Origin of the sequence: Clostridium chromiireducens (assembly GCF_003575225.1) — a bacterium.
GTDB classification, from domain to species: Bacteria; Bacillota; Clostridia; order Clostridiales; family Clostridiaceae; genus Clostridium; species Clostridium chromiireducens.
In genome coordinates this window covers 94,699-109,482 of the sequence record NZ_QXDJ01000007.1, presented here as the reverse complement: position 1 = coordinate 109,482, position 14,784 = coordinate 94,699, and the positions used below count along the sequence as shown (strand labels likewise).

The 14,784-nt window shown below is 29.6% G+C and carries 14 protein-coding genes; 3 read left to right on the top strand and 11 right to left on the bottom strand.

Annotated elements, in window-relative coordinates:
* Positions 1-122 precede the first annotated feature (122 nt).
* Positions 123-1,028: an ArsR/SmtB family transcription factor gene (locus D2A34_RS22590; RefSeq protein ID WP_243128385.1), complete on the top strand. Its 906-nt coding sequence runs from the start codon at positions 123-125 to the stop codon at positions 1,026-1,028.
* Between the two features lie 87 nt (positions 1,029-1,115).
* On the opposite strand, the gene D2A34_RS22585 is transcribed toward D2A34_RS22590, so the two are convergent.
* The 3 genes from D2A34_RS22585 to D2A34_RS22575 form a co-directional block, all read right to left on the bottom strand.
* Complete coding sequence (locus tag D2A34_RS22585; protein ID WP_119367988.1) at positions 1,116-1,919, bottom strand: Cof-type HAD-IIB family hydrolase; 804 nt, start codon at positions 1,917-1,919, stop codon at positions 1,116-1,118.
* 38 nt (positions 1,920-1,957) lie between these two features.
* A complete protein-coding gene (locus D2A34_RS22580; protein WP_119367987.1) occupies positions 1,958-2,740 on the bottom strand; it encodes a DeoR/GlpR family DNA-binding transcription regulator in 783 nt (260 codons plus the stop codon).
* Positions 2,741-2,836: 96 nt separating this feature from the next.
* Entirely contained in the window at positions 2,837-3,454 is a 618-nt protein-coding gene (locus tag D2A34_RS22575) for a DeoR/GlpR family DNA-binding transcription regulator (RefSeq protein ID WP_079442109.1), read from the bottom strand.
* 183 nt (positions 3,455-3,637) lie between these two features.
* Between D2A34_RS22575 and D2A34_RS22570 the strand changes: the two genes are divergently transcribed.
* Complete coding sequence (locus tag D2A34_RS22570; RefSeq protein WP_079442413.1) at positions 3,638-4,054, top strand: hypothetical protein; 417 nt, start codon at positions 3,638-3,640, stop codon at positions 4,052-4,054.
* A gap of 98 nt (positions 4,055-4,152) precedes the next feature.
* Here the strand turns inward: D2A34_RS22570 and D2A34_RS22565 are convergent, their stop codons facing one another.
* The 5 genes from D2A34_RS22565 to D2A34_RS22545 all read right to left on the bottom strand — a co-directional run bounded on the left by D2A34_RS22565 (position 4,153) and on the right by D2A34_RS22545 (position 8,866).
* Entirely contained in the window at positions 4,153-4,626 is a 474-nt protein-coding gene (locus D2A34_RS22565) for a methylated-DNA--[protein]-cysteine S-methyltransferase (protein WP_079442414.1), read from the bottom strand.
* A gap of 348 nt (positions 4,627-4,974) precedes the next feature.
* A complete protein-coding gene (gene kduD / locus D2A34_RS22560) occupies positions 4,975-5,757 on the bottom strand; it encodes a 2-dehydro-3-deoxy-D-gluconate 5-dehydrogenase KduD (RefSeq protein WP_079442415.1) in 783 nt (260 codons plus the stop codon).
* Between the two features lie 25 nt (positions 5,758-5,782).
* Complete coding sequence (kduI, locus tag D2A34_RS22555) at positions 5,783-6,613, bottom strand: 5-dehydro-4-deoxy-D-glucuronate isomerase (protein ID WP_182629453.1); 831 nt, start codon at positions 6,611-6,613, stop codon at positions 5,783-5,785.
* A gap of 391 nt (positions 6,614-7,004) precedes the next feature.
* A complete protein-coding gene (locus tag D2A34_RS22550; RefSeq protein WP_119367985.1) occupies positions 7,005-8,009 on the bottom strand; it encodes a LacI family DNA-binding transcriptional regulator in 1,005 nt (334 codons plus the stop codon).
* Positions 8,010-8,281: 272 nt separating this feature from the next.
* The gene (locus D2A34_RS22545) at positions 8,282-8,866 is read right to left on the bottom strand and encodes a nitroreductase family protein (protein WP_119367984.1); all 585 of its coding nucleotides are present in this window, start codon (positions 8,864-8,866) and stop codon (positions 8,282-8,284) included.
* 783 nt (positions 8,867-9,649) lie between these two features.
* Between D2A34_RS22545 and D2A34_RS22535 the strand changes: the two genes are divergently transcribed.
* Positions 9,650-11,743: a glutamine synthetase III family protein gene (locus D2A34_RS22535; RefSeq protein WP_079438876.1), complete on the top strand. Its 2,094-nt coding sequence runs from the start codon at positions 9,650-9,652 to the stop codon at positions 11,741-11,743.
* A 386-nt stretch (positions 11,744-12,129) separates the two neighbouring features.
* On the opposite strand, the gene D2A34_RS22530 is transcribed toward D2A34_RS22535, so the two are convergent.
* The 3 genes from D2A34_RS22530 to D2A34_RS22520 form a co-directional block, all read right to left on the bottom strand.
* Positions 12,130-13,020: an ROK family protein gene (locus D2A34_RS22530; RefSeq protein ID WP_119367983.1), complete on the bottom strand. Its 891-nt coding sequence runs from the start codon at positions 13,018-13,020 to the stop codon at positions 12,130-12,132.
* A gap of 222 nt (positions 13,021-13,242) precedes the next feature.
* Complete coding sequence (locus D2A34_RS22525) at positions 13,243-13,548, bottom strand: hypothetical protein (protein ID WP_079438878.1); 306 nt, start codon at positions 13,546-13,548, stop codon at positions 13,243-13,245.
* A gap of 283 nt (positions 13,549-13,831) precedes the next feature.
* Positions 13,832-14,755: a DMT family transporter gene (locus tag D2A34_RS22520; protein ID WP_119367982.1), complete on the bottom strand. Its 924-nt coding sequence runs from the start codon at positions 14,753-14,755 to the stop codon at positions 13,832-13,834.
* Positions 14,756-14,784: the final 29 nt, after the last annotated feature.

The following is a 14,784-nucleotide window of genomic DNA, read 5'->3' as shown; positions in this document are numbered from 1 at the left end:
TAAAGTAATTATTGATATCCTTGTTAAGGTATAATTTCTGCTGAATTTTGGTTTACTATTTATTAAAGACTAAAAATCTACCTCTGACTTAGAAAGGAAAATTTATGTTACATTTTGAATCAATGAAAGATGCCAGTGAAGTTTTCAAGGCCCTCGGTGCTCCTATGCGTCTTAAAATAATGGAAATATTATATGAAGATGGCGATAAAAACTTAAATGATTTAGCTACAATGCTTAATTTAACTAATAGTGCTATATCTCTTCATATTAAAAAGCTAGAAGAAGTTGGTTTAATAGAAATCCATACTATGTCTGGGAAACGTGGTTCTATGAAAATTTGCAAACCACTTCATGATATGATGGTAATAGACTTGCTTCCTAAGAAATTAGATATTGCCTCATATAAAGATGAAATTGAAGTAGGCTGCTATTCAAACTGTCAAATTACAGCCACTTGTGGAATTTCAACGAAAGATCATATTATTGGTGAATTTGACGATCCTCGTTATTTCTTATTTCCTGAACATTTTCAAGCATCAGTTTTATGGTTTACTACTGGGTTTATAGAATATAATCTTCCAAACCACTTAACTGCTGGACAAAAACTAACAGAATTACAGCTTTCTTTTGAGATCTCATCTGAAAGCCCAGGTTACAATGAAAATTATCCGTCTGATATACATTTTTCAATTAATAATATTGACCTAGGTTATTGGGTAAGCCCTGGAGATTTTGGTGCTAGACGTGGAAGATTTACTCCTAACTGGTGGCCTGAAATCTGCAATCAGTATGGAAGACTTAAGACTTTGTCAATTAATAAAGATGGGACTTTTATTGATGGCGGCTATAAAATCTCTGAAACCACAATTGATGAGCTTAGTATAGATTATACTAGCACTATAACTTTTAGATTCTCTGTTCCTAAGGATACTAAAAATGTCGGAGGTTTCACCTTATTTGGTGAAGGATTTGGTGATTATAATCAATCTATTAAAATGCAGACATTCTACGAAATTAAAAAATCTTAACTATAAATATTTATTAATACCTAAAAAAGGGATGATTTTGTGATAGTTTGAAATAAAATACTTCACAAAACCTTCCCCTTTTTGTTGTTAAATAATATATTTTATTAATGCCTCTGCAACACCATTTTCATCATTAGTCAAAGTTATATCATCGGCATGTATCTTCACCTCTTCTGGCGCATTCCCCATTGCCACTCCAATTCCTGCATACTCTAACATATCAATATCGTTGTAATTATCGCCCATTGTTACAATTTCTGACCTATCTATATTATATTTCTTTTGCAGACAGTTGATTGCAGATGTTTTTGATGCCTTTGTCGGCATAATTTCTAAATATGTTGGCTTAGACGGATATATATTTAAATTAATTCCCTTAATATTTTCTTTTAAGAAATTTATTTCTTCTGGCTTAGACATACATAAAATCTTATTTGGCCCTAATCTATCTTTTTTCCACTTTTCTATTAATTCTTTAAAATTAATTATATTGGGAATAATATTTGTTATTTCACTTTCTTGTCTAGCCCAATAATCTAATTCCTCTATATACCATTCATCATCTTTATATAAGCTCATGTGAATATTGTTCTTACTAGTTAATTTATATATTTCTTCAAGGTCAGATACGTCTATGAATTCTTTGGCTAATACATCATTATCCTTATCTAAAATCAAAGACCCGCTGTAACAAATAATTGGTTCCTCTATTCCAAGTTCTTTTTGCAGAAACTTTATACCTTTAGGCATTCTTGCTGAAACTAAAATTACAGGTATTTTCTTCTCATTTGCAACTACATTTATAGTACTTTTCACCTTTTCTGTAATCTCATGCTTTGAATTTAATAAAGTTCCATCGATATCTAAGCATACCATTTTTAAATTCTTCATATACTCATCCCCTTAAACTATTTATTATAGAATATAAATTACTTACAATTACTTAAGAACTCTATATTATTAGCGATTATCAGTTGAATATCATGTGATTCAATGATCTCTACAAAAACAGATGGCGGTATTTTATCAGTAATAATTACATCAATTTGTTCCCAATCTAATCCTTTATAATAACTTAAACATTTAAATTTATCATATTCGGCAAGAACAATTACCTTATTAGATTTTTGGGCTGCTATCTGCTTGGTTAATGCATCTTCTTCATCAACATAGTATATTCCATCTTCTGTTATAGATGCTGCTCCTAATATCGCTGTATCAAACCTCATTTTATCAAGGTAACTTGTACTATCTGCCCGATAAAAAAATCTATTTTTTCTATTAAGGTACCCACCTACACAATGCACGTCAATCTCCTCTTTTTCCGAAAGTATTTCTATGTTATCAAGAGAATGTGTAAGCACCCAAATAGGCTTATTAACTTCTTGTGCTAGAAAACTTACTATCGTAGAAACATCAAAGAAATAATGCTTACCTTCTTCTATGAATTCTAGGGCCCTTCTTGCAATATCTTTTTTCTCTTCAGAATATGCTTCAATTCTTTCCTTATATTCTTTAATAGTATTTTTTAATATAGGCAAGCTAATTCCTCCATGAGTCCTAATTGCAGTGCCTTCATTTATAAGTTTTACAATATCACGACGTGCAGTATCCCTTGATACATTAAACATCTTACATATGTCATGAATAGACATATAATTATGTTCATTCAAATATTCTAATACTTTTAATAGTCTTTCTTCTTGATACATTAAATCACCTTTTCTCAATTAATATAAGCGTATAAATTTAACTACTTAATATTCCGATTCATTTCTGTAATCTCACTCGTTAGATATATCCTTGTTCTATATAATAACTAGACTTTTAGGATTAATTTTGATATTATTTGACACTATAATATTACTAAAAGAGGAAACTGATATTGGATCAACTATAATAATGTTTGCTTGATCTAAATCTAATCCCTTATAGTAAGCATATTTTTCATATTTTTGATGTTCGGCAAGCAAAATTACTTTCTCAGATCTCTTTACTATCTCACTCTTAATATAAGCATCTTCCTCGTTTTCATAATATATACCATCACTTTTTATAGCGCTAGCTCCTAAAAATGCTGAATCAAATTTAATTCCGTTTAAGCATCTCTCATAATTTGTTTTATAAAAAAAGCGATTCTTTTTATTGAATTCTCCAGCAATTAAATTTACTATTATATCACTTTTTTCAGAAAGTATATTAAAGTTATCTATCGAATGAGTAAACACAGTAACCTTTTTATCTAAAGCTCTAGCAAGAAATTCAACACTCGTAGAAACATCAAAGAAATATGTCCCATTATTATGAATAAATTTCATAGCTTTCTCGACAATTCTTCTTTTTTCATTAACATTTAATTTCAGTCTTTCCTTATATGAGCATGCATTATCTTCCTTGAAATTTTCATATCTATCTTTTTCAATCACATAACCACCTCATAAGTAATTATAAGTTATTTAAAGTATTTTTTCAACACTTTTAAGTATATATATTTCAATCAATCTATAAATGCCTTTTAAAACAGCATTTTAAACTTACTAATATTTGAAAAATAGTTAAATTTATTTTATAATATAACTAATACTGTGCTTATTTGATAGGGGGATAATATGTTTAAAAAGAAAAAAGATGTAGAAGATAATTTAGATTACTATAAAGCTCCCAAAGGAAATATATTAACATTCTTCGGCGGAATAGTGGTATTTTTAGTTGGTATTTATATGATATTTCAAAATACTATTATTTCGACTGGATTTAACCTTACTAGAGTTTTCGGATTTACTCCTAACTTTGGACTAGTTCTATTACCTCTACTAATAGGAATAATTGTACTATTTTTTAATGAACATTCTGTAATCGGTTGGTTTTTAATTATTGTAGGCATTTTTATTATTTTAATGGGTATATTAATGGGTCTTAGAATGAGTTTTATGCCTGTTAGTTTGTTTGAAGGTATACTTATGTTTGGCATGACTGCCGCAGGTATTGGAATAACACTAAAAGGCCTATTTGGAAAGAATAGATAGATTATTTTTAAACTATTTTGAACCTTACTTCTTCATTTATCACAAAATTAAAAGTCCCGATAATAGAGTTCAATTCATTATCGAGACTTGTTTTCTTCTTATTTATTATAATTTTTTTCAATTTTAAGGAGCTTCTCTTTTATATCAAGACCACCAGCATAACCAATTAGTTTACCATTTGAACCAATTACTCTATGGCAAGGTATTATAATCGGAATTGGATTTTTATTATTAGCCATTCCAACAGCCCTCGCAGCTTTTTCATTCCCTATTATTTTTGCTATGTCTCCATAGCTTTTCGTTTCACCAAAAGGAATTTCTTTTAAAGCATTCCATACTCTCTTTTGAAATTCTGTTCCTTTAGGTTCTAAAGGTAAATCAAAAACATTACGCTTTCCTTGAAAATATTCATTTAGCTGCCTTATAGCTTCCTTTATCAATTCTGTTTCACTTTTTTCTGATATATCCTCTTGTAAATCTTCATTTATAAAAAATATCTTTGTGATCGCTGCCCCATTTTCTTCTATCCCTATTTTGCCAATCTCTGTATTATAATAAAATATACTTTGCATTATAATCTTCCTTTTTATTAAATTTTGCTACTTTTCCATAGTAATCATTATTAAATGATTGACGAAATAATTATAAAACAATATAAGCATAAAAATCTAGCCTATATAGGTTTAATTTATAATTTATCCTATAATCAATACTATGATTATAGGATAAATTGGAGCTTAATATATTTTCTTATTCAGATTTAAAAGAACAGTTGAAATTTTATCTAAATGTCAAAAGGGTAGTGCACTTAGCAACAACCATTTTTAATAATTCTATTTTAAAGTTTTTTAACTGCGTCAATCGTTGCTTTTCTATATTCTTCTTGAGACATTCTGTCTAACATTCAATGCTGTTTAAAACTATCTTACTAACCATCCGCCATCAACAGCTAATACATGTCCATTAACATAATCTGATGCTTTGCTTGCTAAAAATACTATTGCTCCCATTAAGTCAAATGGTTCAGCCCATCTATCTGCCGGTATTCTGCTTTGAATTTCTGCATTTCTTTCCTTATCTGCTCTTATTGGTGCAGTATTTGCAGTTTTTATATATCCTGGAGCTATAGCATTAATTTGAATATTCTTACATGCTAATTCATTTGCAAATGCTTTTGTTATACCTGCAACACCATGTTTACTTGCAGTATATGGTGGTACGAATTTCCCACCTTGGAATGCTAACATCGAAGCTACGTTAATTATCTTTCCCGAACCTTGCTCAGCCATTATCTTAGCTACTTCTTGACTCAAGAAATATACTGCATTTAAATTAATATCCATTACCGCATTCCAGTCTTCTTCCTTATATTCAAGAAGAGGCGCTCTTCTTATAGTCCCAGCATTATTTACTAATACATCTATCTTTTTAAATTCCTTCATTGTTACATCTATTACATTTTTTCTATCTTCTTTCTTAGTTAAATCAGCTTGTATAAATACAACTTTTCTGCCTTCCTTTTCTATTAACTCTCTTGTTTCATCCCAATCCTTATTATGAGCTGGAACAACTATATCTGCGCCTGCTTTTGCTAATGCTACAGCGTATGCCTGACCAAGTCCTGTATTTCCTCCAGTAACTATTGCTACTTTTCCATCTAATCTAAAAAAATCCATTGAAAATTGATCTAGAATATTTGACATAATATATACCTCATTTCCATGTTTATTATTTTAAATCCTCTATCTTAATATGATCCATATCATCGAACGTCTGATTTTCCCCACACATTCCCCAGATAAATGAATAGTTTTGTGTTCCAACTCCAGAATGTATTGACCAGCTTGGTGAAATTACAGCCTGTTCACTTTTCATTACAATGTGTCTTGTCTCTTTTCCTTCACCCATAAAATGCATTACACATTGATCATGTGGAAGATCAAGATATAAATATACCTCCATACGTCTTTCGTGTGTGTGACATGGCATTGTATTCCATGCACTTCCTGGTTCCAATATTGTTAGCCCCATTACTAACTGACAGCTTTCACAAACTGCTGGATGTACATATTGATTTATAGTTCTTTTATTTAATGTAAGTGAATCACCAGTTTTTATTTTATTGGCTTTTTCTAAATCTATTTTTACAGTTGGATAAGATTTAAGCGCTGGTGCTGAATTAATATAAAATTTAGCTGGATTTTTTGGATCAATTGAAGTAAATTCTACATTTTGTACACCTTGTCCAACATATAACCCATCTCTATATTTTATGTTATATTCTGTCCCATCCACTATGATGGTTCCTTCTCCGCCTACGTTAATAACTCCGAGTTCTCTTCTCTCAAGGAAGTAATCTGTACCTAACTCTTTAGACACTCCAAGTCTTAATATTTCTTTTACTGGAGTAATACCCCCGAATATTATTCTATCGTTATGGCTATAAACTAAATTCACTTCGTCTTCCATAAACACTTTTTCAACTAAATAATGTCTTCTTAATGTCTCTGTATCATATCTTTTTGAATCTTCTGGATGATTTGAGTATCTAATTTCCATATTCATGCTGTTTCTTCCCTTCAAATTAATTATTAGCACACGTGTTCCTAGAATGACAAAAAATATTTTAAATTATAAATAATTATACAAATGCTTTTTATTTTAACTTTCAGTGCATATACACACGTGTTCAAAAAAAGATAAAGCATCTTGAATTATTTAAAGTAATAAATCAAATACTAATTTTCTATGCTCACTGTGAATTCCTTACTTTGGCACACGTGTTCCTAAGTTACTTAACTTAACTATATACCCTGATGTAAAGAATTGCAATAGTTTTTTATTTGATAAGCCTATTAACTAAGCAAAAAGTTTACAACAAAAGCAATATTTATTGTAAACTTCTATAATATTAAATTTATTATTTTCATTTATATTCTTCTTTAAAAAATCAGCTATTATCCAAATTCCTAATAGACTCTCCTATTTCTAATTCCGATTCCATATATATTTTTTTAGCCGTTATATCCCTCTCATCGCTTAATAATTTTAAAAGCAAATCTATGGCAATTTTAGATATATCACCTATAGGCCTTTTAATAGTAGTAATACTTGGACTGATAAATTTTCCAATTTCGTTCCCATCAAATCCCAATATGGATATGTCATCAGGCACCTTTAACCCTATTTCAGTTAATGCTTTTATCGCGCCTGCTGCCATTTCATCATTGAAAGCAAATATAGCAGAAAATTGTTCTTTCCTTTCAAGAAGTTCTTTAGTTCTCTCGTAACCACTTTTTACACTAAAGTCTCCATTTAATATTAGATTTTTATTTAATTCAATGTTATAATTTTCAAAAGCATCTTCATAACCTTTTCTTCTCATTTTTGTTGAATCAAAACTATTTGCTCCTTCAATTATTGCTATTTCCTTATGACCATTTTTTATTAATTCCTCTACTCCTTTATATGTCCCTATGCTTTCATCTGTATATATATTTATAACATTATGATCTACCTTTCTATTAATAACAACAACTGGTATATCTCTTTCTAGAATTTCTCTAATAAACTTATCATCATTTACCATTTGACTAACAACTAGTATACCATCATAATTTTTAGGATTTATTGTATTTTCTTCATACATATCTATCCCCTTAACTATAACGTTATACCTCTTATCTATATTTCTGTATACACTATTTATTACAGTTTGGAATACATATGGTGAAGTTCCATTACTTATAGTCGAAAAAAACACTCCGATATTATAAGCTTTATCTATTTTTAAACTTCTGGCACTCATATTAGGAATATAGTTTAATTCTTTTACTGCTTTTAGTACCGCTTCTTTAGTCTTTTCATTTACATATTTAGAACCTGTCAATGCTCTCGAAACAGTTGAATGAGATATCCCTAGTACCTTTGCTATATCTTTAATTGTAGTAGCCATATTTATCCTCCAAAACTTTTACAAATATATTATAATAATAGTTCTAAATATAGATACGAACACTATATTGAATAATTAAATTAATTATTTTACACACGTGTTCATAACTTTGCTATTATTTTATAGCACTTGACACTAAATTACAAGCTATACAAATAATTTGGGTTACCATATATGTTGTTTTTTGATAAAAGTAGCTGCGTCCGTTGATATAGCTGGGTTATAAAATCAAAAATTGATTCGTAAGAGTACTTCCTTTTAACGATCCAATTTTATCTTATAATAGTCACAGTATTTTCCTTCAGTGTCTTTCCATTTGGTTTTATACCATCCATGTAACCAATAGATATAGAACCACAAACCTTATAATTTTCCGGAATCCCTAAACTAGAGAGAAGCTTTCTTACGTTTTCATCCCTATCAAACCATGTCACTTGATTAATCCAACATGCTCCAAGTTCTAAATAATTTGCAGTTAGGAGCATATTTTCGATAGCGCAGGCACTATCTGCCATAGCATTACTATAATTTGAGTCATTTGATACTATTATTAGTGTCGGAGCATTGTAATAAAAACTATATTTATCATTTTTAGAAGCAATCTTACCGGACTTCATACTTTTATAGGTATTTTCATCTACTTCTAATTTCTCAAATGCTAATTTTATATATTCATTTAATTTTAGTAAGATTTCTTTATTCTGAATGACTGTAAAGTGCCATGTTTGAGAATTACCGCCACTTGGGGCATGTTTTCCACATTCTAATATTGTATATAAATCTTCATCTTTTATCTGTTCACTTTTATATTTTCTTATACTTCTTCTAGATTTAATATTCTCAATTGTATTTTCCATCTTAGTTTTCCTCCTAAACCGTTGTATATTTTTTGAGCCAAGTTAAAAGAATGCCAAACCAAACTTCTACACCTGAATCTATATGTGCATCTTCATTTGCAGTTACTTCATTACAAAGCGACAATCCATTAATATGTACTCTAATACTGGGTATCCTAATATAATTCCATTTGGTTTATTGAATAGAATACTGTAATAATTTCCTTAGTTGTGATTATTTCATAATTATATTATGGCGTCAAATACAGTATTTACGCTTGTTATTTTTTTAAGTTTATTCATGTAAACTTAATTTCGTTTAATGTCACAAAAAAACTTTAATACTTTCCTAAAAAATTCTTTGTCAAATACAATAATATATATTTCTGTAAATTTTTTAACAGAAAAAATCGAATTTCTGTATTGAACAAGCTTTAACAATATAGTATAATCAATGTAGCGTAAATATAGAACTATGGCAGTTCTAACGCTGAATTTTTTTAATATGATAAATAATATGATGCTATAGTTTAGATTATTAACTATAGTCTATATTGTTAATAATTAAATATGAATTTTAGCAATGGAGCTAGAGAATATTATAATATTTCTTTAGCTTTTTATTTTTAGATTGAAATTTATTCCATATATGTATATTTATAGATATACATTGTGTCTTATTCTGTATTTTTGTATTGACAATTTATCATTTATAATCTAAACTTTTTTTAAAATTATTAATTTTTTTAGTTAGTTAATAACACTTTAAATAAATGTTGTGTATTCTGAAAGGAGATTTTATTAATGAACAAAATCAATGAAATTTTTGGTTCAAACGTATTTAGCGATGCTGTAATGAAAGAACGTCTTCCAAAGGCTACTTATAAAGCTTTAAAAAAGACAATTGAAAGAGGAACTTCTCTTGCACCAGATGTTGCAGACGTTGTTGCTTCTGCAATGAAAGATTGGGCTGTTGAAAAAGGTGCTACTCACTTTACTCACTGGTTCCAACCAATGACAGGAATCACTGCAGAAAAACATGATTCTTTTATCAACCCAACTTCTGACGGAAAAGTAATACTTGAATTCTCAGGAAAAGAATTAATTAAAGGTGAACCAGATGCATCTTCATTCCCTAACGGGGGGCTTAGAGCTACTTTCGAAGCTAGAGGATATACTGCATGGGATTGTACTTCACCAGCATTTATTAAAGATGATTCTTTATGTATTCCTACTGCATTCTGCTCTTATAACGGAGAAGCTTTAGACAAAAAAACTCCATTATTAAGATCAATGGAAGCTTTAGATAAACAAGCTCTACGTGTTTTAAAAGCATTAGGTAATACTACTACTAAAAAAGTTATTACAACTGTAGGTCCTGAACAAGAATATTTCTTAATCGATAAGAAAATGTATGATGCTCGTAAAGACCTTATATTAACTGGAAGAACATTATTCGGAGCAAAACCTTCAAAAGGTCAAGAACTTGAAGATCATTACTTCGGAACATTAAAACAAAGAATTTCTGATTTCATGAAAGAGTTAGACGAAGAACTTTGGAAGCTTGGAATATTAGCTAAAACTAAACATAACGAAGTTGCTCCTGCTCAACATGAATTAGCTCCTATATTTAGTACAACAAATATATCAACTGACCACAACCAACTTACAATGGAAATAATGAAGAAAGTTGCTGCAAAACACGACTTATACTGCTTACTTCACGAAAAACCATTTGCTGGAGTAAATGGATCAGGTAAGCATAACAACTGGTCAATGGGTACTGATGACGGAATGAACCTTCTTGAACCAGGTAACTCTCCACACGAAAATCAACAATTCCTTTTATTCCTTTGTGCTGTAGTAAAAGCTGTTGATGAATATCCAGACTTGTTAAGAGTATCAGCTGCTAATGCTGGAAATGATCACAGATTAGGTGCTAATGAAGCTCCTCCAGCTATAATCTCTATATTCTTAGGAGATCAATTAGAAGATGTATTAGAACAAATTGAAAAAGGACCAGCTACAAGCTCTAAATCTTCAAGCGAATTAACTATTGGAGTTAATACATTACCTCCACTTCCAAAAGATGCAACTGACAGAAACAGAACTTCTCCATTTGCATTCACTGGAAACAAATTCGAATTTAGAATGGTTCCATCTTCAGCTTCAATCGCTGGATGTAACTTTGTTTTAAATACAATAGTTGCTGAAACTTTATCTGAAATTGCAGATAAACTTGAAAAAGCTACTGATGTAAATGCTGAAATTCAAGTAATTTTAACTGATATCGTTAAAAACCATAAGAGAGTAATCTTCAATGGTAACGGATATTCAGATGAATGGGTTGTAGAAGCTGAAAGAAGAGGACTTCCAAACATTAAATCTACAGTAGAAGCTGCTAAAGCTATGATTTCTGAAAAGAATCAAGCAGTTTTAGAAAAACACGGAGTTCTAACTAAAGTAGAAGCAGAATCTCGTTATGAAATAACTCTTGAAAACTACAATAAGATTATAAATATTGAAGCATTAACAACACTTGAAATGGCTAAACGTCAAATCATGCCAGCTGTAATTCAATATACTACAAGTCTTGCTGAATCAATAAACACTATAAAAGCTACTGGTGTAAGTGTTGACGTATCAGTTCAGAGTGAATTATTGACTGAAGTTTCATCATTATTGTCTTCATTGAATAAAAATGTAGCACTTCTTGAAAAAGTAGTTGAAAAAGCTGATAACTTTGACGGTGATATATTCGATTTAGGAATGATATACAGATACGAAGTATTCGAACAAATGAATACTTTAAGAGAATATGCTGATAAGCTTGAAACTATAGTTGATGAAGATTTCTGGCCAATACCAACTTATGGCGATATGCTATTCAACATTTAATATAATATTTCTAAAGACAAAAAAAGAGTACTTCTTAAATGAAGTGCTCCTTTTTTTAGGATTTAGCTTGATTAGATATTATTTTAATTAGTATTTTCTCAATCCTTGAATCATCATCTTCAGGAAGCCCTGTTACAAATCGTCCACCATGGACATTAAAAACACTGGTGCCACGGGATTATTTTGAGCTTTATAAAATAAACAACGAGTTTTGCCATCTCTCTTTGGAATAAAAATCTCTTTCCCTAAGGATATCACAATAAACTAAAGAAAGTAGGAACATTATCGTTCCTACTTTTCTCTACAATAATCAATATGTCGCATTCTCACTTCTGTCTTAAAAACTATAATACATAACACCAAATTCTTTATTCAAATCATGTTTTCTAATTTCGATTAATAAAATTATATAAAGCTCCTATAAGATTTGCATCATTTCTAAATTCGCATCGAATAACATTTGGTTTTGGAACATCAGATATAAAGTTCTTATGATATTTATCAACGTTTTTCTTGATATATTCAATTAGTATATCCTGGCTACTTATCCCACCACCAATTGCAAACACTTCTGGATCTAAGATACATTGTAAGTTAAAAATTTGAACTGCTAGTTTATACGTAAAATCATCCAATACTTTGAGAATATCCTCATCACAATTATTAGCATACTCAAACACTTTATATCCATCTAGTTCTTCTGCTGACATGTTCTTTGATTTTGCGGCAGCTTCAATTAGAGACTTAGAACCACTCAAATGTCCCCACCAGCTTCCGTTTCCCTCAATATTATTAACATCAGTAGCGATGAAACTAAACTCACCTGCAAAGAAATTCTTTCCCTTGTGTAATTTTCTATCTTTTATGATTCCTCCACCAACTCCGGTTCCGAGAACAATAACTACACCATCATTACAATCTTTCAGGCTTCCTTTCCATACTTCAGCTAAAGCCGCACATTTACCATCATTCTCTATTGTTATTTTAGTAGGACATCTCTCTTGCAGAATTTTTACAATTTCTTTTCCTTCGTTATAGGTCAATGAACCACCTGTGTAGGTATAACCCTTTTCACTATCTAGAACTCCAGGCATACTTATAGCTATTCCTTCTATTTCATTCTTATACTCATCATATATTTTTCCTACTACTTCGATAAAGCTTTCAATACAATCGTGCGGTGTTGGTTCATTTCCCTTCTCAACAAATTCTAATTCACTGGTCATAAGTGCATATTTAATAGCACTGCCTCCAATATCTAAAACTAAATATTTCATCTTTCCACCCCATTTACTAAATTTTTTAATGATATTTCTATTAATAATATCGTTTACCTAAATTTATCATAAATTAATTAATAAACATTTTCAATAAATATATTCGTACAACAATCCATTTATTGAATCAAACATACTCTGAATTAAGTGCATAAAAATAAACTAGAATATATACATTTATCTAATATTTCGTATATACTCTAGTTCTTTTATAAAATTACTTTATATATTGTATTTAAATTTTATAGATATTTCTTTCATTTCACCTTTAGAGTTCTTTCTGATTGCGAATTGCTTTATATCCTTAAATTCATTTTCTAGTTGATAATTCAATTCTGTAATCGTAGCTTTGGCTTTCTTGGTTATTCCTCCATCTTCTATAACTACAAATCTTGTCTTTCTACAAGTTGTTTCATTATTCAAGTCATCTAGTACTACATAATATTCAGGTGCTTCCTCAATTACTACGTATTCCTTATTTAAAATTAGTGTTGAACAAAGATTATTATCAATACATTTTACTTTCATTTTTGCCTCCGTTTATGCAAAAAACTAATAAAAAATTCTGTATTTATTATTAGACCTTTCACATTTTCATCTTATTTTATTAATACTATGATACTTTAAATTATCAATTCTTTCAAATCAATCACTTATCAAATTCGTCAATATTTCAAGTTTATATGGCAATTTGTATAGTTGTAATTGTTTTGTATTCTGAATCTTATAAAAGTATATTTTATTTTTATACCCAATTAATCTCAACAAGAGAATAATCAGCAGATCTTATAAAATCAATAGGTTTATGAAATTATCTTATGTCTTTATTCCTGTAAACTAAGAATATTCCATAACAAACTAATATTAATGCTATTAATATCTTAATATCAAAAATATCTTCTCCTAGTATTAACGCTGATAATAACGTGCCGAATACTGGTATTAAAAAATTAAATATCGAAATTATTCCTACCTTGTTATATTTCAGTAATTGAGTCCAAACAACAAAGGCAATTGAAGATAATAATGCCATGTATACTAAAAGTAATGTTGACTTCATTGTAAATCCTTCTAGGCTTCCTCCTAAAATAAATCCTAAGACTGTTAATATAACTCCTCCAATAAATAACTGAAAACCTGTTACTATTGAAGGTTCTTGAGCCTGCGTTATTTTCTTACCATATATTGCTGAGATAGCAAATATAATCGCGGCGACCATTATAAACCCTTCCCCTTTAAAAGTTACAGGTGCCCCCCCTAATGACTCTCCATTTAAATTAACAATTATTACCCCTACAAATCCAACAATACATCCTATTATCTTATTGAAATTTAGTTTGTCATTCTTATAAATGAAATGAGCCAGGATTATACTCGCAAAAGTTCCTATACCATTTATTATTGAACCTCTTACTCCTGTAGTATATGACATTCCCACATAGAAAAATATGTATTGAAGTGCAGTTTGCGTTAATCCTAATAAAGTTACTTGTCCAAATTGTTTTGCTGTAAAACTAAATATAGTTTTCTTTGTAATAAACTCAAATATAAGTATAAAAATCCCTGCAAGTGTAAATCTATATCCCGCAAAAACTAACTTAGAACCTATATCAATTATATTAAATAATAAGTATCCAACTTTAATAGAAGGATAGGCACTTCCCCATAAAAGGCAACATAAAGTTGCCAAAAGTACAATGTTTTTTCTATTGGTATAAAATTTTGTTTTATCCATTTTGTATATTTCTCTCTCCTAATTAGTGT